Raw genomic sequence first — 24658 nt, 5'->3', positions numbered from 1 at the left:
CGCTCTCCTCGGTGTCCGGCTTGATAGCCACCGTCGCCATGAAGATGATCACCCCACAGGCTTGGCGCCGGCATCGGGGCGCCAGGACCACGCAGCTTCGCGTCCGCAAGAGCCTCGTTCGTCCGCACGTCCGTCAGGACATGCTGCGCGCCCGCGCGGCCACCGCATCCCCGCCTCACGCCTCGTGACGATCGCGAAACGCCCCTTGCAAGCGAAGCGGGATGGCCCGAGAAACCATGAATTCTGGAAAAGAGAAAGCCGATTCTTGCCCGCGGCATGGACGGATCGTCCGATCCATTTGAAGGCGCGGATGAAATCAGTTTTTCGCCGCAGCAGATTTGGCGGATGAGGGCGTCTGTAGGAGCCCATGATTGGCTGCAATCGCGCAACTGCGCCGCACTGATTTGCCCGACGAGTCGTCTTTGTGGATCAGCCCGCGGAAGCGGTCTTGATCGTCACCCCATCGCAACCACAGATCACGTCATGGCAGCAAAGTCGCATCTGCGATGCTTCGAGCTATGCAGATGCGCCGCGACGGGCTCACCTCCCCTTGCGGGGAGGGGAGCGCAAAGTTCGCGCGGCGGGACCTCGGCTCCGATGAGCATCCGCGTCCGACTACGCGGTGAGCTTCTCCAACTCCTTGATGATCGCCTCGCCCATCTGCGCGGTCGATGCGGGCGTCGAACCTTCGGCCTTGATGTCGGCGGTGCGCAGGCCTGATGCGAGCACGGCGGCGATCGCGGCATCGAGCTTGTCGGCGAGGGCGCCGAGATCGAACGAATAGCGCAGCGCCATGCCGAACGAGGTCAGCATCGCGATCGGATTGGCGAGACCCTTGCCGGCGATGTCGGGGGCCGAGCCATGCACCGGCTCGTACAGCGCGCGGCGCTTGTGGGTCTTCGCATCGACCTCGCCGAGCGAGGCCGAGGGCAGCATGCCGAGCGATCCCGTCAGCATCGCCGCGATATCCGACAGCATGTCGCCGAACAGATTGTCGGTGACGATGACGTCGAACATCTTCGGATATTTCACCAGGTTCATGCCGCCGGAATCGGCGAGCTGGTGTTCGAGCGTGACGTCCTTGTACTCGCGATTGTGGACCGCAGTGACGACCTCGTTCCAGAGCACGCCCGACTTCATGACGTTGCGCTTCTCCATCGACGTCACCTTGTTGCGGCGCTTGCGCGCGAGGTCGAAGGCGACGCGGGCGATGCGCTCGATCTCATAGGTGTCGTAGACCTGGGTGTCGACGGCGCGCTTCTGGCCGTTGCCGAGATCGGTGATGGTCTTGGGCTCGCCGAAATAGACGCCGCCGGTGAGCTCGCGGACGATCATGATGTCCAGCCCCTCGACGATCTCGCGCTTCAGGCTCGAGGCATCGGCCAGCGCCGGATAGCACACCGCCGGACGCAGATTGGCGAACAGGCCGAGATCCTTGCGCAGGCGCAACAAACCGGCCTCGGGCCGCACCTCATAGGGAACGCCGTCCCATTTCGGTCCGCCGACGGCGCCGAAGATGATCGCGTCGGCCGCCTTGGCCTTGTCCATGTCGGCTTCCGAGATCGACGCGCCGTGGGCGTCATAGGCCGCGCCGCCGACCAGGCCCTCTTCGGTCTCGAACGACGCGAGACCCTTGCCGTTCAGCCAGCCGATCAGCCGCTTCACCTCGGCCATGACTTCGGGGCCGATGCCGTCGCCGGGCAGCAGAAGGAGCTTGTGGGTCGCCATGGTCGTTGTCCTCATGTGGGTCGTTGTCATGGCCGGTCTCGTCCGGCCATCCGCGCCTCTGCGAGCAGGGACGGGAGGCCCGGCGTGCGGCCGGACATGACGAAGAGCGGCTTTAAAATCCGCGCGGAGTGCTAAAGCCCTCCTGCGCCGTTGGCAAGCCACCAATGTCACCGCCCGTCTTCTGTACCTGCAGACCGCGCTGTAATGTGCTCGAAAATGGCGGCCAAACAGCATGAATTGCCCGATCATCGCCGCACCGGAGCATTTCTTGCCAACATCCCAATCCGTCCCGACAGCGGTCCGCCCGGCGTTGACCAACCTCACGCTCTCGCTCGGCCCGATCATCGGTCTCGGCATCGGCCGCTTCGCCTATGCGCTGGTCCTGCCGGACATGCGCGACTCGCTGCACTGGTCGTATTCGGCCGCCGGCTTCATGAACACCGTCAATGCCGCCGGCTATCTGCTCGGCGCCCTGATCGCAGCACAACTGGCGCAGCGCGTCGGCGGGCTGGCCGCAGTGCGCGGCGGAACGCTGGCAGCGCTGGCGTCGCTTGCCGTCTGCGCCATGACGAGCGACTTCGCGGCGCTCAGCCTGGCGCGGCTCATGACCGGCATCGGCGCCGGCGTGGCGCTCGTGGCCGGCGGCGCGCTGGCGGCGCGGGTTGCACTGGCCCAGCCGGCGCGGGCGAGCTTCGTGCTCAGCCTGTTCTATGCCGGGCCGCCGCTCGGCATCGTGGTCTCCGGCCTGATCGCACCGTTCGTGCTGCAGGCGTTCGGGCCCGGCTCGTGGTGGATCGTGTGGGCGGTGCTGGCGGCGCTCGGCGCGGTGCTGATCGTGCCGCTGCTCGTGATGCCGATCCCGGCGAGCGCAGCGGTGCCGGAGACCCGCGCCGACCGCGTCTCGCTGCGGCCAATGGCGATCTATCTGGTCAGCTACTTCCTGTATGGTGCCGGCTACATCGCCTACCTCACCTTCATGATCGCCTATGTCCGCGATCTCGGCGGCGGCGCGGTGGCGCAATCCGCCTTCTGGTGCCTGATCGGGCTTGCCGGCTTCAGCACGCCCTGGGTCTGGCGCCGCGTGCTGGCGCTGGACCGCGGCGGCCGGCCGACCGCCTTCATCCTCACGGTGAACGCGATCGGCGCTGCGCTGCCATCGCTCGGCCATTCACCGGCGATGCTGGCACTGTCGGCCGCCGTGTTCGGCATCGCGTTCTCCACCGTCACCACGGCGACCACCGCCTTCGTGCGTTTCAACCTGCCGCAGAGCGCCTGGCCGCGCGCGATCGCCGCGCTGACGATCTCATTCGGTATCGGCCAGACGATGGGCCCTTTCGGCGTCGGCGCGATCACCGATGCGATGGGGAGCCTGACTTATGCGTTGAACGTGTCGGCGGCGTTGTTGCTGCTCGGCGCCGCAATGGCGGCGATGCAGAGCAAGTTGAAGCGCACGGACCGCGCCTCATAAACGCTGTCGTCCCCGCGTTCGCCGGGACGACAGCGGAGATCGTGAGCGCCATCTGGGCTCGACCAGCTGGAGGTCAACTCCCGCTGAACGAATTGTAGCCCTGGTCTTCCCAGTAGCCGCCCTTGTAGTCGTTGGTGACCTCCATCGCGACCACGTATTTGGGGTTCTTGAAGCCGAGCTTGGTGGGGACGCGGATCTTCATCGGGTAGCCGTAGGCGCGCGGCAGGATCTGGTCGGCGAATCTGAACGTCATCTGGGTCTGCGGATGCAGCGCGGTGCGCATATCCAGCGGCGAGTTGTAGCCGTCCTTGTCGGCGCAATTGAACCAGACATATTTCGCGCGCGTATCGGCACCGATCAGCTTGAGGAAGTCGCGCAAGGGCGTGCCGGTCCAGGAACCGATCGCGCTCCAGCCCTCGACGCAGATGTGGCGTGTCACCTGCGTGACCTGCGGCAGCGCGTGCAGCTCGTCGAGCGTCCACGACTTCTTGTTGTCGACGAGGCCGCGCACCTCGAGCTTCCAGTCGGCGGCATCGATCTCCGGTGTCTCGTCGAGCGTGTAGTAGGCGTTGAACGGGAACGGCTTGGTGATCGCGCTCTCCGGGAAGGTCGGCGCCAGCGCGTCCGGATTGAACATCCAGGCCTGCACCGCATCGTTGAACTTGGAGACCTTCTTCAAGAGTTCCTCGGCCGTGTCGCTGTCGACGACGTCGCAACCGGTCAGCAAGGTCAGCGCACCCAGGCTGGCACCGCCGGTGAGGAAGCGGCGTCGCGTCAGGTCTGGCATCGTCTTGAGCGAGCCCTTGATCAAGAGCCGCTTGTCGACGCCGGGAATCAGGAACGGGCGTTTGGCCATGACGATGTCTCCTCTCAGCGCCCTGTGATCATCGCGCGCAGGCTCTTCGGCACCAGCAGCGCGAGCAGGATGTGAATGACCAGGAAGGCGCAGATCAGCGCCATGCAGACGAAATGGACATAGCGCGCGGCAGGATAGTCGCCGAACAGGCTGACCAGCCAGTGCAGCTGCACCGGCTTCCACATCGACAGGCCCGTCAGCACGACGACGATGCCGACCAGGATGATGCCGAGATAAAGCAGCTTCTGCACCGCATTATAGGCCGTGAGGTCGTCATGCGACAGCTTGAAGGTCAGCGCCGCCTTGAGGTCCGCGATGACGGACGCCGGCGAAAGCGGCAGCAGCTTGCGGCGGAACCGGCCGGTGACGAGACCGGTGACGAGATAAGCGAGCCCGTTCAGCATCAGCACCCACATCGCGGCGAAGTGCCACAGCAGCGCGCCGCCGAGCCAGCCGCCGAGCGTGATGCTGCGATCGAAGCGGAAGTCGAACAGCGGCGAAGCGTTGTAGATCTGCCAGCCCGACATGATCATGACGATCATCGCCGCGGCGTTGATCCAATGCATGACGCGGACCCAGGCCGGCTGGATCACCTTGGTGCGGGACGTGCTGATCGTCGTTGCGGTGGCGGCGATGCTGGACATGACAGGCTCGGTCGTTCGGGGGTGGTCGAAAGGTTCCAGACGAATATACGCGACCTGATGGCTGGTCGTTACGGGCGCAAACCGGCAAATCGATGCAGATTGCGTCCAAGCTCTCACAAAAAAGCGAGCCGGGGTGGGCCCGGCTCGCTCGTGGTCACATCCGCGAGGAGGAGGATGAACGGATGTGGCCGGTATTCCCGGGCGCGATCAGGAGGCCGGCATCAGCACGGTGTCGACCACATGGATCACGCCGTTCGACTGATTGACGTTGGGGATCGTGACCATCGAGGTTCCGCCCTTGGCGTCGACGATCATGACGTTCTTGCCCTCGCGCTTGACGGTGAGCTGCTCGCCCTCGACCGTCTTCAGAGTCTGGCCATCCTTTAGGTCGGCGGCCTCGAGCTTGCCGGGCACGACGTGATAGGTGAGGATCTTGGTCAGAGTTGCCTTGTTCTCGGGCTTGACCAGCGTGTCGACGGTGCCGGCCGGCAGCTTGCCGAAGGCGGTGTTGGTCGGCGCGAACACCGTGAACGGGCCCTTGCCCTCCAGCGTCTGCACGAGGCCCGCAGCCTTCACGGCGGCGACCAGCGTCGTGTGATCCTTCGAATTGACGGCGTTCTGGATGATGTTCTTCGACGGATACATCGCCGCACCTCCGACCATCACGGTCTTTTCCTCGGCGCGCGCGGGCGCAACGAAGGTCGAGGTCAGTGACAACGCGCTGAAGGCGGCGGCGGCGAGATAGGCAATGCGCTTGGACATGGGTAGCTCCCTAATGAAGGCGGCGGCAGTGCCGCGTGATCAGTTCGACTGCGACACCGATGCGATGGTGAGCGATGTTGCTCTTGCGTCGTGTCGGACCGAGTTACGCCGCCTCAGGCGAGCGGGTTTCGCGCCATAATTTAACGTGATGTTTGAAACCTCGGCGCGTCGAGATCGTCTCGCTCTCCGCATCGCCGGTCGATCGACGACAGAATGTCGCGCGCCGCGATGTCACAAGCGCGGAACTGATTGCGTGCCTGTCGGTCAATGGCCGATGACGCTCGACGGCGCGCACGCGCTTGAACGCGTTAACTACAATCACAACCGGCGGCGCTGCCGCACCCGGAAATTATTGCAGTTAACAATCTCTTAAGGTTGACTGATCGGCACACGGCGCCATTGCGGGAAGGGGATGTCCCGCAACTCCGGCGCTCTCGGCGGGGGTTTCCTAAAGTGAACAGAACGATCTGGATCGCGGGGTTTTGCCTCGTGATAATCTGCTGCTTGCTTGCAACAAAGATGGTGCTGGCGGCGGTTTCGCCAGCAGATCTCGACAACGAGACGACGTCGACAGTGATCGGCACGTCGGTTCCCGGCGTTGATACTCTAAGCGACACCGATCGTAGCTTCGGCACGCCGATTGACGTCAGGGAAACAACGGCTTTGCCGTTGGTCTCAAGATCGGTGCTCGCGGAAGCGCGCGGCGCGTCTGCCGCACGCCGTGTGCGAGCGGCTCATAAGAAGCAGGTGCTGCGTCCGCTCAAGCGGCATGTCGAGCCGGTGAAGACCGTGGCCGTGCCATGCCGCGAGCTCGATCCGATCGCGCGCTTCCTGGCATCGTCCAAGATCGGTCCGGGCTGTCAGGCCTGAGCTCATGGGCCGCTAGGCCGCCACGGCCATCACCACCTGGGCCAATAATTGCTCGCGCCGCGTCTGCGAGCGCTGGCCTTTCATGGTGGCCGCAAAGCGCTCAAGGATGCCGTCCTCGAACGCGGTCACGATGGTGTCGTGCACATAGCTCTTGCGACAGATCGCCGGCGTGTTGGTGAGTTCGTCGGCAGCGGCGCGGATCGCTTCCAGGATCTGCTTCTTGCGGCCGCGCGCGCTCGCCGCCGGCGTGATCCGCGACAATGTCTCCAGCGCCACCGCCGAGGCCATCAGCGTGCGGAAATCCTTCAGCGAGATCTTGATGCCGGCGATCTCGCGCAGGAAGGCGTTGACCTGCGTGGTGGAGACGGCGCGCACCACGCCCTGGGCATCGCGATACTGGAACATGCGGCGGCCGGGCAGGCCGCGCAGGATCCCGACGGCGCGCACCAGCTTGGCGGCGTCGCATTCCTTGCGCACCGCCTTGCCGCCCTTGGCCTTGAAGGTCAGCACCAGGCCGTCGTCTTCGAGAATGACGTTCGACTTCAACAATGTGGTGGCACCGCGGGTGCCGTTCAGCCGCGCATAGGATTCATTGCCGGGGCGAATGGCGGTGCGCGCGATCAGCTCGATGACGGCCGCGAGCGCGAACTCGCGCGTCGGCTCGTCGCCGGCGAGATGTTTGGACACCGCGCGGCGGATGCGCGGCAGCGCGCCGACCAGCTTCGCCAGCCGATGCGCCTTGCGATGCTCGCGCACCTTCTCCCAGTCGGCGTGATAGCGATATTGCAGCCGCCCGGCGGCATCGATGCCGACCGCCTGCAGATGCAGACTCGGATCGGGCGCGTAGCGGACGTCGCGATAGGCCGGCGGCACCGCCATCGCGTGCAGCCGGCGAATCGTGCCGGCATGGCGGATCGGCGTGCCGTTGGCCCGGATGAAGCTGTAGCTCTTGCCGCGCTTGATGCGACGGATGGTCAACTCGGTCTGGTCGCCGAGCTTGAGGCCGATGCGCTGGGCAAGTTCCTCGACCGAGGTCTTGGCATTGGCTTGCGCGTTGGCGGCCTTGGTATGGGCGAGGTCCTTCAGCGTCAGCTTGCGCCGGGGCGGCTTGGGCGGCCACTGGCCCAGCGCTTTCGCGAGCGCCACCTCGGCATCGGCCGGGCCGACCCGCGAGCTCTCGAAATTCTGCTGATCCGTCATTGCTTTAGACGCCCTGCCGTCGTGCTTATCCGCTCAATGCCCCGCGCCGCAATTTGGTTCCGGCCAGGTTATCCACAGCTTCAAGGCGATTTAGGGCGTCATCGCCCGGAAGGCGAGTCCTGAAATTTAGGCAAAACGGTTTCAAGATACCGCAAGCCGACCGGTTTCGGGGTAACCTTGATGATTGGCAGCCCTCCCTGCGGCAAACCGATCTCACCTGCTGCAACCTCCACGTACAATTCTTTGATCCTGCGCAGACCGCCTCCCCGCCGAAGGTTCTACTTGTCTTGCCTTGTCGCCGCCGGTTACGCGGACGCATAGTGGAAACAACGACGGCCTGTGACGGGGTCCATCCGCAGGCCGCATGGTGGAGGGTGTGAAATGTCCGAGAAGATCTACGACGTCCCGGCTGAGTGGGCGAAACGCGCCTTCGTCGACGACGCGAAATACCAGGAGATGTATGCGCGCTCGATCAAGGATCCGAACGGCTTCTGGGCCGAGCAGGCCAAGCGCGTCGAGTGGGTGAAGGCGCCCACCATCATCGAGAACGTCTCCTACGCCCCCGGCAACATCTCGATCAAATGGTTCGAGGACGGCGTCCTCAACGCCGCCTATAATTGCATCGACCGCCACCTCGCCACCCGCGCCAACCAGACCGCGATCATCTGGGAGGGCGACGATCCCTCGCAGTCCAAGAACATCACCTATCGCGAACTGCACGACGAAGTGTGCAAGATGGCCAACATCCTGCGCAACCGCAACGTCAAGAAGGGCGACCGCGTCACCATCTACCTGCCGATGATCCCGGAGGCGGCCTATGCGATGCTGGCCTGCGCCCGCATCGGCGCCATCCATTCGGTGGTGTTCGCCGGCTTCTCGCCGGATTCGCTCGCGCAGCGCATCAAGGACTGCGACTCCAAGGTCGTCATCACCGCCGATGAAGGCCTGCGCGGCGGCCGCAAGGTGCCGCTGAAGGCCAATGTCGACGCGGCGCTGAACAAGGTCGACAATGTCGACTGGGTCGTCGTGGTCAAGCGCACCGGCGGCAAGGTCGAGATGAACCCGACGCGCGACCTCTGGTATCACGAGGCCGCGGAGATGGTGACGACGGAGTGCCCGTGCGAGCCGATGCATGCGGAGGATCCGCTGTTCATCCTCTACACGTCGGGCTCGACCGGCCAGCCCAAGGGCGTGCTGCACACCACCGGCGGCTATCTCGTCTACGCCGCGATGACGCATCAATATGTGTTCGACTATCACGAGGGCGACGTCTACTGGTGCACCGCCGATGTCGGCTGGGTCACCGGCCACAGCTACATCCTCTATGGGCCGCTGGCGAACGGCGCGGTCACGCTGATGTTCGAAGGCGTGCCGAACTATCCGGACAATTCGCGGTTCTGGAACGTCATCGACAAGCACAAGGTCAACATCTTCTACACCGCGCCGACCGCGATCCGTGCGCTGATGCAGGGCGGCGATGCGCCCGTGACGAAGACCTCGCGCGCGTCGCTGCGCCTGCTCGGCTCGGTCGGCGAGCCGATCAATCCGGAGGCCTGGGAGTGGTATCACCGCGTCGTCGGCGGCGGCCGCTGCCCGATCGTCGACACCTGGTGGCAGACCGAGACCGGCGGCATCCTGATCACGCCGCTGCCCGGCGCAACCAAGCTCAAGCCCGGCTCGGCGACGCGGCCGTTCTTCGGCGTGGTTCCCGAAATCGTCGACGCCGACGGCAAGACGCTGGAGGGCGCGACCGAGGGCAATCTCTGCCTGACCCGCTCCTGGCCGGGCCAGATGCGTACCGTCTATGGCGACCATGCCCGGTTCGAGATGACCTACTTCTCGACCTACAAGGGCAAGTACTTCACCGGCGACGGCTGCCGCCGCGATGCCGATGGCTATTACTGGATCACCGGCCGCGTCGACGACGTCATCAACGTCTCCGGTCACCGCATGGGCACCGCCGAGGTCGAGAGCGCGCTGGTCGCGCATGCGAAGGTCTCGGAGGCCGCCGTGGTCGGCTATCCGCACGACATCAAGGGCCAGGGCATCTACGCCTATGTTACCCTGATGGCCGGCGAGACGCCGAGCGAGGAGCTGCGCAAGGAGCTCGTCGCCTGGGTGCGCAAGGAGATCGGACCGATCGCCTCGCCCGACCAGATCCAGTTCGCACCGGGCCTGCCCAAGACCCGCTCCGGCAAGATCATGCGCCGCATCCTGCGCAAGATCGCCGAGGACGAGCCGAGTGCGCTCGGCGATACGTCGACCCTGGCCGATCCCGGCGTGGTCGACGATCTCGTGCAGCACCGGCAGAACCGCAAGGAGAAGCAGGCCTAGCGAATGCCTGCGGGGCTGATCAGGAAACGGTTGGAGAACGTAGCCCGGATGGGCTGCGTTCTCTGGCTTTTTGCGGGTGGGATCGGGCCCTCGGCCGCGCAGCTCATCCCGCAGTCGCCCGAGCTGAAGACATCGATCGCGTTCTTCTACAGGGATCCGCGGATCGAAACCCTCACCCATGTCTTTGCGACCCTGACCTCGGAAGGACGCGATTGGACGGCCTACCCGCCGGTTGCCGGCTTGCTGGGGCGGACATTTGCGCTGCATCCGGACTGGATCGACCGGCTGGCGCCATCACCCGGAGACAGCAAGGCAGCTTCGGCCTTCCTCGCCGCCGTTCGGCTCTCGGGCCATGCCGCGGAAGCCGGCAAGTATCGCAGCCGCTTCGGCCCGAACGACCTCGACTCCACGCTGGAGGATCAGTTCGGCAGCGCTCCCGACCGGCTCGAGGATATCAGGATCCGGACGCCGACAGACCTGGACCTGCTGTGGGGCGCCTCGTTCGCCGAGGGTGACGGCCGTTACGTGCGCATGATCCTCGACTTCTTTGCTTCGATCACCAATCAATCTGAGCTGATTGCACTCGACACCGCGCGCATCACGGTCGCGATGGTCGGCGGTCCGAAGGACATCTACGACGCCCTGAAACAGCGCTATGACGCGGCACAGCGCGGCCGGATGGTCGTTGCAGCCGCTGCGCTCTGGGCCACCGGGTCGAACGTGCGCCAGCACGACTATGTCCGGCAAGCGACGACGGCCTACATCCACGACCATCCCGGCACCTACGCCGTCCGGGCCCTGTCGGCGATCACCGGCATCAAATAGGGCTGCCCGGCGCCGGCGCAGCCCCTGTCAGGAACCGATCAGACCCACCACAACCCGGTTTGCGGGCGAGTGTTGTTTTCGGGTCATTTACTTGGGCGAGAAGTTTTTCTTTCCTCGAATGGCCCGGTGTGGCCCGGCGCGCACGGGAACCAGGCCGACAGAAGAGAGAATGACGATGCGGTTCGCGGCGATCAGGACGGCGACGGCAAAGGCGGTGGTGTTCGCAGCGGCCGCTCTGGGCGCAGGCCTTGCCACGACCGCTCCCGCGTCGGCCCGCCCCGAGCTGGTGGACATGGCCGGCGACTTTTCGCCCGGCACGATCGTGGTGAAGACCGGCGAACGAAAGCTCTACCTTGTGCTCGATGGCCGCCACGCGATGCGCTACCCGGTCGGCGTCGGCAAGGCCGGGCGGCAATGGGCCGGCACCACCAAGATCGACGGCAAGTACAAATATCCGGCCTGGGCGCCGCCCGCCGAGGTGAAGCGCGACAAGCCCAACCTCCCCGACGTCATCGCCGGCGGCTCGCCACACAACCCGATGGGCGTCGCCGCCATGACCTTGGCGGGCGGCGACTACGCCATCCACGGCACCAATGTGCCGGGCTCGGTCGGCGGCTTCGTCTCCTATGGCTGCATCCGCATGCTCAACGCTGACATCACCGATCTCTATGAGCGGGTGTCGATCGGCACGACTGTCGTGGTGACGCGCTGAAGCGCGGTCCGGCTGAAGCTATCGCAGCCGAAGCCCCCACAGAACGAACTCTCCGTTAACGACATATCCGTGGAACTTTTCACCTGTAGTTGTACGGGGTGGAGGATTTATATCTTGTTTATCTTGGTTGCGCCAACTACCCAATTACAACTTTGGGGAGTTGGTGCATGTTTCGGTTCAATTTCAAGATAGGGACGAAACTCGGGATTACGGCCGGGATCGGGGTGGTTCTGGTGGCCGGCATGTTGGCCAACCAGATCATCGGCAACCAGTCGATCGAACAGTCCAGCAAACTGGTCGTGATCAACACGGCCAACCGGGCCAACGCCCAGGCCGCAGAAGCGGCGATGCTGCGGGCGCAGATCAGCGCGCAGGACATCGGCAGCGTGGCCGCCCCGGATCGCCTGCAGGCCAGCCTGCAGGCGCTGCAGGACCATCTCGCCGCCGCAGCCAAGGAAGTTGACGCCGCACGCCAGCGCGCAACCCGTGCGGTGGCGCGGGAGATGTATGGCGAGATCCGCACGCTGATCGACAAAGCGGCGGCCGCCGGGACCGACTATGCCAAGGCGCAAGCCGATGTGCTCGCCAAGGTCGCAGCCCGCGGCCAGGCGTCTGAGGCCTGGGAACGAAGCTTTCCCAAACTCCTGACCAACCCCAGCCTCGCCGCTTCCCCCAATCATTTCAGCCTCGAGGCCGAGTTGCGAGCCGCCGACGCGGCGCTGGCGGCCGTCCGCGCGGCAAGCTGGCATTTCGCCAAGACCGGCGATGTGAAGCAGCGGGATGTCGCAACCGCGAGCGTCGACCGGCTGGTCGCAGCCCTGCAGAAGGCACGCAGCCTTGCGACCGAGAAGGACCTGCAAGCGGGAATCGACGAACTGATCGCCATCGCGACCTCGTTCAAGACGGCCGCGCTGGATTATTTCAGGGCCGATGAGGTCAGCAAGCGCGTCTTCAACGACAATGTCGCGACAACCTCGAAGGAGATCGCGAAGCGGATCGGCGAAGCCGCCACCATGGGCTCCGAAATGATGGCGCTGCGCCAGAATCAGCTGGTCGCAGAGCTGGAGCGGGTCGGCACTGTCGCGCTGATCGTCGGCGCGCTGGTCGTGCTGGTGCTGATTGGCTCCGCGGTCTTCTCCTCGCTGAGCATCGCGCGTCCGATCCGGCGGGTCGGCGAGGTGCTGCTCGAGCTCGCCGGCGGCAACAAATCGGTGACGATTCCCTACACCGAGCGCGGCGACGAGGTCGGCGACAACGCGCGCGCGGCCAGCACCTTCAGGGACAACCTGATTCGCATCGAGCAGATGGAGCTCGCCCAGAAGAACCAGGACAAGATCGCCGCGCAGCAGCGCAAGGCGGAGATGATCAAGCTCGCCGACGCGTTCCAGGCCGCCGTCGGCGGCATCGTCACCACCGTCTCGTCAGCGGCGCATCAGTTGGAGGGGGCCGCAGGCACGCTGTCCGGCACCGCCAACCAGACGCAGGTCCTGTCCAGCATGGTGGCCGCAGCCTCGGAGGAAGCCTCGACCAATGTTGGCGCGGTGGCCTCGGCGACGGAGGAGATGAGCGCCTCCGTCACCGAGATCAGCCGCCAGGTTCACGATTCCAGCCGCATCGCCAACGAAGCGGTCAAGCAGGCGGAACGCACCGACGCCCGCATCAACGAACTGCAGGCCGCCGCGGGACGCATCGGCGACGTCGTCAAGCTGATCACCGCGATCGCCGAACAGACCAACCTGCTGGCCCTGAACGCCACGATCGAAGCCGCTCGCGCCGGTGAATCCGGACGCGGATTTGCCGTCGTGGCCAGCGAGGTCAAGGCGCTTGCGGCCCAGACCGCAAAAGCCACCGAGGACATCGGCACCCAGATCGCCGGAATGCAGGCGGCGACGCAGGAATCGGTCGCTGCGATCAAGGAAATCGGCGCAACCATCACGCAGATTTCCGACATCGCCGCGACGATCGCCGCCACGGTCGAGCAGCAAGGCGCTGCCACCCGCGAGATCGCGCGCAATGTCGGCGAGGCAGCCAAGGGGACCGCGGAGGTCGCGGAGCGGATCACGGAAGTGAACCGCGGCGCCAGCGCGACCGGCAACGCATCCGGCCAGGTGCTGGACTCGGCGCGCTCGCTCACATCCCAGAGCAGCAATCTCAAGACGGAGGTGGAGAGATTTCTAGAGACCGTGCGCGCGGCGTGACCCATTCGGCACTGCCGCGCGCCACGGCCGTGCCGTCGCCCGCCGACACGCGGGCCGGATTTTTTCGAACTTAAAGATTTTTTTAAACTCATAAGGGAGCGAACACATGATTCTCGATGTGACATCGGCTGACTCCATTGCCCAAATGGCCGCGCTGATCAGGGCCGAACACCCATCGCTTGACACGATGCCGCTGTCGCCCGTCGGCGCATTCCAGAGCCGGACGGTCGCGCTCGCGACCTTGATGCGCGAGGTGACGAATTGCCTGGCTGACAATTTTCGTGATCGCGCGGCGCAGGATTTCCCGATGCTCTATTTCGCATGCGGCAAGGCGCGCGTCGGATCGACCGCGCTGAGCAACCTGTTCGGCATGACCGGAATGCCGTCTTATTATCAGCCGTTGAAGGCCATGCTGCGCGATGCGATGGTCGGCCGGCCGCTGACGCCCTGGGTCATTCCATCCGCCACCGGCGAGCCGAACCTGTTCAGCAAGGAGACGATCGGCCCCTACGTCCTCGCGGAGAGCCTGTTCAATCCGCTGCAGCTGCTGATCGAGGCCGGTTACCCGCCGTCGCGGCTGCATCTCATCGCACTCGACCGCGAGCCGGCGAGCGCGCTCGCCTCCTGGCTGGACAAGCTGATCTCGCGGGCCTCGGACAGCACGCTGCTGGCGCATTACGCCATCGCCGCGCTCAGTGCCGCCCGGGTCGCAAGCTACGCCAGGCAGCACGGCATTCCTGTCACCCATTATGTCTACGAGGTCAGCAAGGAGCCGCTTTCCTCGATCCGGGTGCTGTTCGACCGCCTCGGCCTGTCCGGCATCTTCGCGGAGAAAGCCGTGACCTCCTGGCAGGAGCCGGGGCATGCGCAGGGGACCAATGCGAGGGTGATCTTTCCCGCCGAGGCGACCATCTACAAGGTGCCCAATCTCCACACCTCCGACAGCGCCTATCGCTACCAGTTCCGGGCGACAAGCTCGCTCAGCGACCATCAGCTCGCCGTCCTGGAGCGCTGCGGCGTCAACGACGTCTATCGCAATTCGGTCGCGGCCTGCGTTCGTGACCTCGACCTGAATGCGTCGACGGCGGCGCGCTTGTTCGGCGAGCGCGCGGGAGTGGCGGCATGAATTCGCTGCGTCACGCGACCGAGATCGCAACCACGCGCTGGCCGGCGGCTGCGGAGCCGCGGCCAGCCGCTCTCAACCATCTGCGCCAATTGGAGGCCGAGAGCATCGCCATCCTGCGCGAGGTCGCAGCCGAGTTTCGCAAGCCGGTCATGCTGTATTCGATCGGCAAGGATTCCTCGGTCCTGCTGCATCTGGCCATGAAGGCGTTTCATCCGGCCAAGCCGCCATTCCCGTTGCTGCACATCGACACGACCTGGAAGTTTCGTGACATGATCGCATTCCGGGACCAGCGGGCACGGGAGCTCGGACTCGAGCTCCTCGTCCACGTCAATCCGGAGGGGCTGGCGCAGAAGATCAGTCCCTTCACCCATGGCTCGGCGCTCTACACGGACGTGATGAAGACCCAGGCGCTGCGCCAGGCGCTCGATGCGCATGGCTTCGACGCGGCGATCGGCGGGGCACGGCGCGACGAGGAGAAATCACGCGCCAAGGAGCGCATCTTTTCCCATCGCAGCGCCACGCATCGCTGGGATCCCAAGAACCAGCGTCCGGAGCTCTGGCATCTGTACAACACCATGCTGGCGCTGGGCGAAAGCATGCGGGTGTTTCCGCTGTCGAACTGGACCGAGCTCGACGTCTGGGACTACATCCAGCTCGAACGCATCCCGATCGTGCCGCTGTATTTCGCCGCACGACGCCCGGTGGTCGAGCGCGACGGCGCGCTCATCATGGTCGACGACGAGCGTATGCCGCTGCGGCCCGGGGAGACGCCGCAATGGCGATCAATCCGATTCCGGACGCTCGGCTGCTATCCGCTGACCGGCGCAACGCCATCGACGGCCTCTGACCTTGCCGCCATCATCCGCGAGATGAGGACGTCGCGGACATCGGAGCGGCAGGGCCGCGTGATCGATCGCGACAGCGCCGCCTCGATGGAGCGAAAGAAGGTGGAGGGCTATTTCTGATGGCCGTTCACGAACCGGTTCTGGGACGGACGCGCGAGTCCGCCACAATATCCACCGACGACCGGCCGACGCTGCACCTGGTCACCTGCGGCAGCGTCGACGACGGCAAGAGCACGCTGGTCGGGCGCCTGTTGTATGATTCGAAGATGCTGCTCGACGATCAGCTCGACGCGCTCGCCTCGGACAGCAAACTCGCGGGCTCGGCTGGTCCGGCGCTCGATTTCGCGCTGCTGGTGGACGGGCTGCAGGCCGAGCGCGAGCAGGGCATCACGATCGACGTCGCCTATCGCTTCTTCGCGACACAGCGCCGCCGCTTCGTCATCGCCGACACGCCGGGCCACGTCCAGTACACCCGCAACATGGCCACAGGCGCCTCGCATGCGGACCTTGCCGTGGTGCTGATCGATGCCCGCAAGGGCGTTGTCAGCCAGACCCGACGGCATACCCACATCCTCGCGCTGCTCGGCGTGCGTCACGTCGTGCTGGCGGTCAACAAGATGGACCTGATCGGCTTCGACGCCGACCGCTTCATGGCAATATCGGCTGATTTCCGGAGCATGGCGAAGCGGCTCGGCATCGCCGACGTACAGTGCATCCCGGTGGCAGCTCGCGACGGCGACAACATCTTCCGCGCCAGTCCGCGCATGCCTTGGTATGCAGGACCAAGCGTGATGGCGCATCTCGAATCCATCGACGTCACCGACGGCATCGATGACCGGCCGTTCCGCTTCCCGGTGCAATGGGTCAATCGGCCAAACGCGGACTTCCGGGGCTACAGCGGCCGTGTCGTCAGCGGCACCATCCGGTGCGGCGACGCCGTGGTGGTGCACCCGTCCGGACGCCGGAGCCGCATCTCCGGCATCGTCACCGCCGATGGCCGGCTGCAACAGGCGGTGGCGGGAGAGTCCGTGACCCTGCTGCTCGCCGACGAGGTCGATGCAAGCCGCGGCGACGTGCTCGCATCGGGCGCACCGCCGATCGTGGCAGATCGGATCGCGTCCCATCTGATATGGCTCGACGATGCCGCCATGCAGGCCGGTCGCCGCTACCTGCTCAAATCCGGAACCTCGTCGACCGGCGCCGTGATCTCGGCGTTGAAGCATCGCGTCTGCATCGATTCGATGGCGCAGGAGAGCGCGCAGACGCTGGAGGCCAACGAGATCGGCTACGCCGATCTGACGCTCGATCGGCCCCTGGTCTGCGATGCCTATCGCGACAGCCGCGAGCTCGGCAGCTTCATCCTGATCGATCCGGTGAGCCGGCGAACGGTGGCAGCGGGCTTGATCGATGCGCCGCTGCGGCACGCGACCGATGTCCGCTGGCACACACTCGACATCGATAAGTCGGTGCGCGCCGGGCTGAAGCAGCAGAAGCCCTGCGTGCTGTGGTTCACCGGACTGAGCGGTGCCGGCAAATCGACCATCGCCAACTTGGTCGACCGAAGGCTGTGTGAGCTCGGCCGTCACAGCGCACTGCTCGACGGCGACAATCTCCGTCACGGCATCAACCAGGATCTCGGCTTCGCGCCGGAAGCACGGGTCGAGAACATTCGACGGGTCAGCGAGATCGCGGCGCTGTTCGTCGATGCCGGCCTGATCACCCTGGTGTCCCTGATCTCGCCGTTTCGCGCCGATCGTGACGCCGCGCGCCGGCGTTTCGCCGATGGCGAGTTCATCGAGGTCCACGTGGCCACCCCGCTCGCCACCTGCGAGGCGCGCGATCCCAAGGGTCTGTATAAGCGCGCACGCGCCGGCGAGCTGTCGAATTTCACCGGGATCGACCAGCCCTACGAAGCGCCCGACCGGCCGGAGATCGCGATCGACGGCGCGACCCTGTCGGCATCGGACGCGGCCGACCTGATCGTGAGCTATCTCCGTGAGCATCACTATTTCTGACCGAAGAACCGCAGCGGGCGGCTCACGTCAGAAATCCGAGATGATGCCCTTGTTTTCCCAGTCGCCGTAGCGGGTCGGTTCCGGCCCCTTCGGCCCCTGCAATTCCTTGGGCCTGGGCATCGCCTCCTCCGCTGCGCGGCGACGCCGCTCCTCGGCCTCGGCCAGCGCGCGCTGCGCGGCCGGCGTCAGCGGCTTTTTCGGCGCGTCGTGGCTCGCGACCACGGACAATGCGGGTTTGCGCGGGGGCTCGTTGCTCATCCTACCATTCCACCGTTAAACCGGATCATTCCCGACCTCATCAGATCGTGTGCCCACGGCCGATGAAACAGGTCTAAAAAAAGCAGAGCCGATTCTTACATTTGGCATATTCCCGTGGCAGAGGTCCCGCAAGCTGATGGCATGCACCGGATCGTCGCGGAACTGCCTTTCTTCTTTTCGCGAGTAATCTCCAGGCATGCCCCCGCCGCGTTTTGCGACCTCTTCCGAAGTCCCTGGTCTCGCCGCCCGGCGAATCGCCGCCGACGTCGTCGACGGCGTGCTGCATAAGCATCGGACGCTCGATGACCAGCTCGACGGCACCGGCGCGCATCCGGGACTGAAGCAGCTTGCCGATCGCGACCGCGCGCTGATGCGCCGGCTGGTGGCGACCACCCTGCGGCGGCTCGGTACGCTCGGCCATGTGCTCTCGCGCCTGCTCGATCGCGGCGTTCCGACCGACGCGCCGCGGGCACAGAGTGCGCTTCTGATCGGCGCGGCCCAGATCCTGTGGATGGATGTTCCTGACCATGCCGCCGTCGACCTGTCGGTGCGGCTGGTGCAGGCCGACCGCCGCGCTGCCAAATATGCCGGGCTCGTCAACGCCGTGCTGCGTCGCTGCGCGCGCGAGGGCGCCGGGCTGCTCGATGATGTCCAGGGCCAGCCGCTCGACATCGCGCCATGGCTGCTCACGCGCTGGATCGCGCATTATGGCGAGGCGACCGCGAAGACCATTGCCGCCGCACTCGGCCAGGAGCCGTCGTTGGACCTGACCGTCAAGTCGGACGCGGCGCAATGGGCCGCGCGCCTCCATGGTGAGGTGCTGCCGACCGAGACCGTCCGGACCTTGCTGCATGGCTCGGTGACGGTGCTGCCCGGCTTCGCCGAGGGACAATGGTGGGTGCAGGACGCCGCGGCCGCGCTGCCCGCCCGGCTGTTCGGCGACGTCGCCGGCAAAACCATGGCGGATCTTTGCGCCGCGCCCGGTGGCAAGACCGCGCAGCTCGCCCATGGCGGAGCGCATGTCACGGCGGTGGACCGTTCACCCGCGCGCATGGCGCGGCTGAAGGACAACATGACGCGGCTGCAGCTCACGGCCGAGACAGCGGTGGCCGACGCCGCCGAATGGCAGCCCGCAGCGACAGGCGGCTTCGACGGCATCCTGGTCGACGCGCCCTGCACATCGACCGGGACCATTCGCCGCCATCCCGACGTGGGCTGGCTGCGGAGCGAGGCCGACATCGCCGCGCTGTCGAGCGTGCAGCGCCGGCTGCTGACCAGGGCCGCCAGCCTGCTCAAACCCGGCGGGATGCTGGTCTACTGCACCTGCTCGCTCGAGCCCGAGGAGGGCGAGCAGGTCGTCGAGAGCGCGCTGGCCGATACGACCGAGTTGCGCCGAGTCCCGATCACCGCAAACGAGGTGGCGGGATTGGCCGAGCTCATTACCGAAGCGGGCGATCTGCGGACATTGCCCTGCCACCTGCCCCACCAGGACCCGCGGCTCGGCGGCCTTGACGGTTTTTATGCGGCCAGGCTGGAGCGGCGGCCATGAGCGTGCCATCGTGCATGGGTTGCACCGGCCTGCGCCGGTAGCGGTTGAGGGCTTTCGCGTTGCGTTAGTCGTTAAATCCTGATTTCGCACCACATTTTGGCTCCGCGATGGTGCTGCACCGAGACCAAAAATGGTGTATCGGCGGCAGTCGCGATCCACTATGGGTCGCAACCGGAATCCCTTCTCAAATCCAAGGCTTGGCGTGCCCGCCGCTCAACGCAGACGCATATCGACGCTGGTTTTGGGCCGCTTCGCGCGCAGCCTGATCTCCAACGTCAGCGGCGTGTCGGTATCATTGTCCGGCGTATGGCCGGGGCGGGCCGATCGGCTGATCATTGCTCCGCACGATCTGCGCACGTCGGACGCCACGCGGGCCGCCGAGATCTATGCCGGCCGCTTCGTCTTCGCCGGCAAGATCGTCACCTGCCATGGCCGTTCGATCTTCGACCTGGAGCCGCCCTCGGAGGATTGGGAAGTCGCGCTGCTCGGTTTCGGGTGGCTGCGACATCTGCGCGCAGCCGACACCGCACTCACCCGTGCCAATGCACGGGCGCTGGTCGACGACTGGATCACCAACCAGATCGGCCGCCATCCGCTGAGCCGCCGTGCCGACGTGCTGGCGCGCAGGGTCATCTCGCTGCTGTCGCAGGCGCCATTGGTACTGGCCGATTCCGACGGCAAGTTCTACCGGCGCTATCTGCGCGGCCTCACCCGCGAGATCCGCTTCCTGCGCTATTCGACCATCGACATTCCCGACGGCGCACCGCGGCTGCAGGTGCTGATCGCGCTGTGCTATGCGGCGCTGTGCCTCGCCAATCAGGCGAAGCACATCCGCAGCGCCAGCCGCAAATTGTCCGACGAACTGCAGCGGCAGATCCTGCCCGACGGCGGCCATGTCTCGCGCAATCCCGGCGCCCTGATCGAACTTCTCATCGACCTGCTGCCGCTGCGCCAGACCTTCGCCGCGCGCAACATCGCGCCACCGCCAGCGCTGCTCAACGCGATCGATCGCATGATGCCGATGCTGCGCTTCTTCCGTCACGGCGACGGCAACATGGCGCTGTTCAACGGCATGGGCGGCACGCCGTCCGACCTGCTGGCGACGCTGCTCGCCTATGACGACACGCATGGCACGCCGATGGCGAGCATGCCGCATTCCGGCTTCCAGCGGCTCGATGCCGGCGGGATGACGGTCATCGTCGACACCGGCCCGCCGCCGCCGCCGCATCTGAGCCACGAGGCGCATGCCGGCTGTCTCGCGTTCGAACTCTCCTCGGGCGCGTGCCGCATCGTGATCAATTGCGGCATGCCGTCGACCGGTCGCGAGAACTGGCGCACCTTCGCCCGCAGCACCGTGGCGCATTCGACGCTGACCTATCACAACACCTCGTCCTGCACCTTCGTCGAGATGTCCGCGATGAAGCGCCTGCTGCATGGCGCGCCGATCGTCTCCGGGCCGACGCGGGTCGAGAATTTCCGCGAGGTCGTGCCGGACGGCACCGTGCTGTCGACGTCCCACAACGGCTACGCCGCCAAGTTCGGCCTGATCCATCGCCGCGTCCTGGTCGCGGCCGAGGACGGCTCACGGCTCGACGGCGAGGACACGGTGACGCCGGCGCAGGGCGCCCGGTTGCGCGGCGGCGGCTCCGACTATGCACTGCGCTTTCACTTGCACCCGGCGGTCAAGGCGAGCCGGCTCAGCGACGGCCGCGGCGCGATGCTGGTGCTGCCCAATCGCGAGGTCTGGACGTTCGAAACCTTCGAAGACCGGGTCGAGCTCGAGGACAGCGTGTTCCTCGCCGGCAATGACGGCCCGCGCCGGACCACCCAGCTGGTGATCCGCCAGGACGCGCAGCAGGCGGCCTCGATCCGCTGGAGCTTCGTGCGCTCGTCGACCTCGCCGAGCGACAGCAACGGCCGCCGCAACGCGCGGCGGGAGCCTGAACCGCCGCTGTGAGCGCGGCGTCGGGAACTGCCCGTTGTCGCGACGGCCAAAAGCTGATATGAGCCCGGCTCTCGCGCGACTGGCGACTTTGGATGGAGCACCATCGGGGAGCGCGGGGTGGATCGCCGTGCGCCTGGGCAAATTGAACTCCTGCAACAGGACTCTTTGCCATGACAAACCAGCTTCGTCCCGTTCATCGTGCTCTGCTCTCCGTGTCCGACAAGACCGGCCTGGTCGAGTTCGCCCGCTCGCTCGCCGCACGCGGCATCGAGCTGATCTCGACCGGCGGCACCGCCAAGGCGATTGCCGATGCCGGCCTGAAGGTGAAGGACGTCTCCGACCTCACCGGCTTTCCCGAGATGATGGACGGCCGCGTCAAGACCCTGCATCCGAAGGTTCACGGCGGACTGCTCGCGATCCGCGGCAATGACGAACACGCCGAGGCGATGAAGACCCACGGCATCGCGCCGATCGACCTGCTGGTCGTCAATCTCTACCCGTTCGAGGCCACGGTCGAGCGCAGCGCGCCGTTCAGCGACTGCATCGAGAATATCGACATCGGCGGCCCGGCGATGATTCGCGCGGCGTCGAAGAACCATGAGGATGTCGCCGTCGTCGTCGACGTCAATGATTACGACGCCGTGCTGGAAGACCTCGCCCGGCATGAGGGCTCGACCACGCTGCTGTTGCGCCGCCGCCTTGCGGCCAAGGCCTATGCCCGCACCGCTGCCTATGATGCCGCGATCTCCAACTGGTTCGCCGCCACCATTCAGAACGACGCGCCGGATTACCGCGCCTTCGGCGGCAGGCTGATCCAGTCGCTGCGGTATGGCGAGAACCCGCACCAGCACGCCGCGTTCTACGCACTGCCCGGCCGCCGTCCCGGCGTCGCCACGGCGCGCCAGGTGCAGGGCAAGGAGCTCTCCTACAACAACATCAACGACACCGACGCCGCCTATGAATGCATCGCCGAATTCGACCCGGCGCGCACCGCGGCCTGCGTGATCGTCAAGCACGCCAATCCGTGCGGCGTCGCCGAGGGCCCGGATCTGATCACCGCCTATCAGAAGGCGCTGGCCTGCGATTCGACCTCGGCATTCGGCGGCATCATCGCGATGAACCGCAAGCTCGACGCCGCCACCGCGCGCGCGATCACCGGCATCTTCACCGAGGTGATCATCGCGCCCGACGCGACCGAGGAGGCGATCGCGGTGATCGCGGCGCGCAAGAATCTGCGGCTACTGCTGGCCGGCGCCCTGCCCGATCCGCGCGAGGCCGGCCTGACGGCAAAGACGGTTGCCGGCGGGCTCCTGGTGCAGAGCCGCGACAATGCCGTCGTCGATGACATGACGCTGAAGGTCGTGACCAAGCGGGCGCCGACCGAGGCGGAGTTGCGCGACCTGCGCTTCGCCTTCCGCGTCGCCAAACACGTGAAGTCGAACACCATCATCTATGCCAAGGATTCGGCCACTGTCGGCATCGGTGCGGGCCAGATGAGCCGGGTCGATTCCGCCCGCATCGCGGCGCGCAAGGCGCTGGATGCCGCGAGCGAGCTGAAGCTCGCCGAGCCCCTGACCAAGGGATCGGTGGTCGCTTCCGACGCCTTCTTCCCGTTCGCCGACGGCATGCTGGCCTGCATCGAGGCCGGCGCCACCGCAGTGATTCAGCCCGGCGGATCGGTGCGCGACGACGAGGTCATCAAGGCCGCCGACGAGCACGGCATCGCCATGGTGCTGACCGGCGTCCGGCATTTCCGGCACTGATGAGATCGGATTGCCGGGCTTGCCCCGGCAATCCGTCGTCCAGCGAGGCTGGTCGAACTGAGATGGCTGCGCGGGTCAAGCCCGCGCATGACCATGGGCGTTGACCCGCGCCAGCAGCAGCAGCCCGGCGGCGAAGAACAGCACCAGCACGGCCATGCCGGCCTTCTGGCTCGCAGTGAGCGCGGTGACGGTGCCGATCAGCAGCGGGCCGATGAAGGATGTCACCTTGCCCGTGAGCGCGAACAGGCCGAAATATTGCGCGACCTGATCCTGCGGCACCATCCGGATCAGCAGCGAGCGCGACGCCGCCTGCAGCGGCGCGCCGCAGGCGCCGATGATGCAGCCGAGCAGCAGATAGGCGCGCTCCGGCAGCGACGCGAACAGCGGACCGCCGGGCACCGCCGGCGTCACCGGAATGAACAGAATCGAATCGCGGCTCACCAGCAGGATCGCAATGATCGCGAGCAGCAGAAGCGTCATGCTGCCGGCGATGACGCGCTTCGGTCCGAGCCGGTCGTCAAGCTTGCCGCCGAGCCAGCCGCCCAGCGTGCCGGCCGCCGCGAGGATGATGCCGAACGTGCCGATCTGGATCGTGTTCCAGCCGAACGTGCCCGCCGCATAGATGCCGCCGAAGGCGAACAGCGACACGAGGCCATCGGTGTAGATCATGTTGGCGATGAGAAAGAGCGCGATGTCGCGCTGCTGCGGCAGGCTGCGCAACGTCGCCTGCAATTGACCGAGGCCCTCGCGCATCGCGGCGCCGAGCCGGTGCCGCGCCGGATAGTCCGGCGTGAACAGGAACATCGGCAGCACGAACACGATGAACCAGAGGCCCGTGAGCGGACCAGAGATGCGATCCCCCTCATGCGTCACCGGATCGAGACCGAACAGCGGCTGCAACCCGAACAGAGTGCGGCCACTGTCGGGATTGGCGGCGAGGAAGCCGAGCACGAGGATGAGCGAGACGATGCCGCCGATATAGCCGGTGGCCCAGCCGGTGCCCGAGAGGCGGCCGATGCGCTCGGGCGGCACCAGGGTCGGCATCATCGCATTGTTGAACACGGTCGCGAATTCGACGCCGATCGTGGCGAGGACATAGGCTGCGAGCAGCGGGACGATCAGCTCCGGCGCGCCGGGACGGCCGATCCACATCAGGCAGGAGCCGACCACGAGCATCGCGCCGAACGCCGCGATCCACGGCTTGCGCCGGCCGGTGGCATCGGCGATGGCGCCGAACACCGGCGACAGCAGCGCGATCACGATGCCGGCCGCGGCGGTGGCAAAGCCCCACAAGGCCTGACCGCTCGCCGCGTCGGGCGCGACATGGGCGGCGAAATAAGGCGCAAACACGAAGGTGGTGATCAGCGTAAAATAGGGCTGCGCCGCCCAATCGAAGAAGATCCAGCTGACGACGGCGGCGCGCCGCGGATAGACCCGCTGCTGAGCCGCATCGGACGTCTCGATCGTGGTAACAGCCATTGCAAAGTCCCTTGCGATCACGGCATCGCGTTTTACGCCGACGACGCGGCCCTATAACATCTGATGATCCCGGACGGATGT

Annotated in this window: 19 protein-coding genes and 1 riboswitch; of the genes, 12 read left to right on the top strand and 7 right to left on the bottom strand. The window is 65.9% G+C overall.

Going from position 1 to position 24658, the window contains the following annotated elements; all coding sequences use genetic code 11:
* Nucleotides 1-615: 615 nt before the first annotated feature.
* Nucleotides 616-1728, bottom strand: coding sequence for a 3-isopropylmalate dehydrogenase (gene leuB / locus HL671_RS20915; RefSeq protein ID WP_012040686.1), 1113 nt, complete (start codon nt 1726-1728; stop codon nt 616-618).
* Nucleotides 1729-1996: 268 nt separating this feature from the next.
* On the opposite strand from leuB, the gene HL671_RS20910 reads away from it, so the two are divergent.
* Nucleotides 1997-3196 (top strand): YbfB/YjiJ family MFS transporter, encoded by a 1200-nt coding sequence (locus tag HL671_RS20910; RefSeq protein WP_172238215.1) that lies wholly within the window; start codon nt 1997-1999, stop codon nt 3194-3196.
* A 73-nt stretch (nt 3197-3269) separates the two neighbouring features.
* Here the strand turns inward: HL671_RS20910 and HL671_RS20905 are convergent, their stop codons facing one another.
* The 3 genes from HL671_RS20905 to HL671_RS20895 form a co-directional block, all read right to left on the bottom strand.
* The gene (locus HL671_RS20905; protein WP_172238212.1) at nt 3270-4052 is read right to left on the bottom strand and encodes a molybdopterin-dependent oxidoreductase; all 783 of its coding nucleotides are present in this window, start codon (nt 4050-4052) and stop codon (nt 3270-3272) included.
* A gap of 14 nt (nt 4053-4066) precedes the next feature.
* Nucleotides 4067-4696 carry a cytochrome b/b6 domain-containing protein gene (locus HL671_RS20900; RefSeq protein ID WP_172238209.1) on the bottom strand — a complete coding sequence of 210 codons (630 nt, stop codon included), beginning with the start codon at nt 4694-4696 and terminating at the stop codon, nt 4067-4069.
* A gap of 207 nt (nt 4697-4903) precedes the next feature.
* A complete protein-coding gene (locus HL671_RS20895) occupies nt 4904-5458 on the bottom strand; it encodes a fasciclin domain-containing protein (RefSeq protein WP_012040682.1) in 555 nt (184 codons plus the stop codon).
* Nucleotides 5459-5911: 453 nt separating this feature from the next.
* Here HL671_RS20895 and HL671_RS20890 point away from each other — a divergent pair, with 453 nt between their 5' ends.
* Nucleotides 5912-6328, top strand: coding sequence for a hypothetical protein (locus tag HL671_RS20890; protein WP_307768999.1), 417 nt, complete (start codon nt 5912-5914; stop codon nt 6326-6328).
* A gap of 12 nt (nt 6329-6340) precedes the next feature.
* Here HL671_RS20890 and HL671_RS20885 read toward each other — a convergent pair whose 3' ends face one another.
* Nucleotides 6341-7528, bottom strand: coding sequence for a DNA topoisomerase IB (locus HL671_RS20885; RefSeq protein WP_172238206.1), 1188 nt, complete (start codon nt 7526-7528; stop codon nt 6341-6343).
* Between the two features lie 381 nt (nt 7529-7909).
* Here HL671_RS20885 and acs point away from each other — a divergent pair, with 381 nt between their 5' ends.
* The 7 genes from acs (at nt 7910) to cysC (ending at nt 17583) form a co-directional block, all read left to right on the top strand.
* Nucleotides 7910-9862 (top strand): acetate--CoA ligase, encoded by a 1953-nt coding sequence (gene acs, locus HL671_RS20880; RefSeq protein ID WP_172238203.1) that lies wholly within the window; start codon nt 7910-7912, stop codon nt 9860-9862.
* Between the two features lie 48 nt (nt 9863-9910).
* Complete coding sequence (locus tag HL671_RS20875) at nt 9911-10687, top strand: hypothetical protein (RefSeq protein ID WP_172238200.1); 777 nt, start codon at nt 9911-9913, stop codon at nt 10685-10687.
* A 175-nt stretch (nt 10688-10862) separates the two neighbouring features.
* A complete protein-coding gene (locus HL671_RS20870; protein ID WP_012040677.1) occupies nt 10863-11399 on the top strand; it encodes a L,D-transpeptidase in 537 nt (178 codons plus the stop codon).
* A gap of 167 nt (nt 11400-11566) precedes the next feature.
* A complete protein-coding gene (locus tag HL671_RS20865; RefSeq protein ID WP_012040676.1) occupies nt 11567-13597 on the top strand; it encodes a methyl-accepting chemotaxis protein in 2031 nt (676 codons plus the stop codon).
* Between the two features lie 106 nt (nt 13598-13703).
* Nucleotides 13704-14723, top strand: coding sequence for a sulfotransferase family protein (locus HL671_RS20860; RefSeq protein WP_172238197.1), 1020 nt, complete (start codon nt 13704-13706; stop codon nt 14721-14723).
* Nucleotides 14720-15688, top strand: coding sequence for a sulfate adenylyltransferase subunit CysD (cysD, locus tag HL671_RS20855; RefSeq protein WP_172238194.1), 969 nt, complete (start codon nt 14720-14722; stop codon nt 15686-15688). Before HL671_RS20860 ends, cysD begins: the two co-directional genes overlap by 4 nt.
* Nucleotides 15688-17583, top strand: a complete 1896-nt coding sequence (gene cysC / locus HL671_RS20850) for an adenylyl-sulfate kinase (RefSeq protein ID WP_172238191.1) — start codon at nt 15688-15690, stop codon at nt 17581-17583. The genes cysD and cysC overlap by 1 nt, the downstream gene beginning before the upstream one ends.
* Before the next feature lie 27 nt (nt 17584-17610).
* Here the strand turns inward: cysC and HL671_RS20845 are convergent, their stop codons facing one another.
* Nucleotides 17611-17841 (bottom strand): DUF1674 domain-containing protein, encoded by a 231-nt coding sequence (locus HL671_RS20845; RefSeq protein WP_012040672.1) that lies wholly within the window; start codon nt 17839-17841, stop codon nt 17611-17613.
* A gap of 196 nt (nt 17842-18037) precedes the next feature.
* Between HL671_RS20845 and HL671_RS20840 the strand changes: the two genes are divergently transcribed.
* From HL671_RS20840 to purH, 3 genes are all read left to right on the top strand, one after another.
* Complete coding sequence (locus HL671_RS20840) at nt 18038-19390, top strand: RsmB/NOP family class I SAM-dependent RNA methyltransferase (RefSeq protein ID WP_172238188.1); 1353 nt, start codon at nt 18038-18040, stop codon at nt 19388-19390.
* 241 nt (nt 19391-19631) lie between these two features.
* Nucleotides 19632-21347: a heparinase II/III family protein gene (locus HL671_RS20835; RefSeq protein ID WP_012040670.1), complete on the top strand. Its 1716-nt coding sequence runs from the start codon at nt 19632-19634 to the stop codon at nt 21345-21347.
* Nucleotides 21348-21400: 53 nt separating this feature from the next.
* A riboswitch (ZMP/ZTP riboswitch) is annotated at nt 21401-21481 on the top strand.
* A 24-nt stretch (nt 21482-21505) separates the two neighbouring features.
* Nucleotides 21506-23098, top strand: a complete 1593-nt coding sequence (purH, locus tag HL671_RS20830; RefSeq protein WP_172238185.1) for a bifunctional phosphoribosylaminoimidazolecarboxamide formyltransferase/IMP cyclohydrolase — start codon at nt 21506-21508, stop codon at nt 23096-23098.
* A gap of 75 nt (nt 23099-23173) precedes the next feature.
* Here the strand turns inward: purH and HL671_RS20825 are convergent, their stop codons facing one another.
* On the bottom strand, nt 23174-24577 hold the full coding sequence (locus tag HL671_RS20825) for an MFS transporter (protein WP_172238182.1): 1404 nt from the start codon (nt 24575-24577) through the stop codon (nt 23174-23176).
* Nucleotides 24578-24658: the final 81 nt, after the last annotated feature.

The organism is Bradyrhizobium denitrificans, assembly GCF_013179005.1.
Taxonomy (GTDB): domain Bacteria; phylum Pseudomonadota; class Alphaproteobacteria; order Rhizobiales; family Xanthobacteraceae; genus Bradyrhizobium; species Bradyrhizobium denitrificans.
Note: the sequence above shows the minus strand (reverse complement) of the source record. Positions and strands in the feature narration are given on the sequence as shown.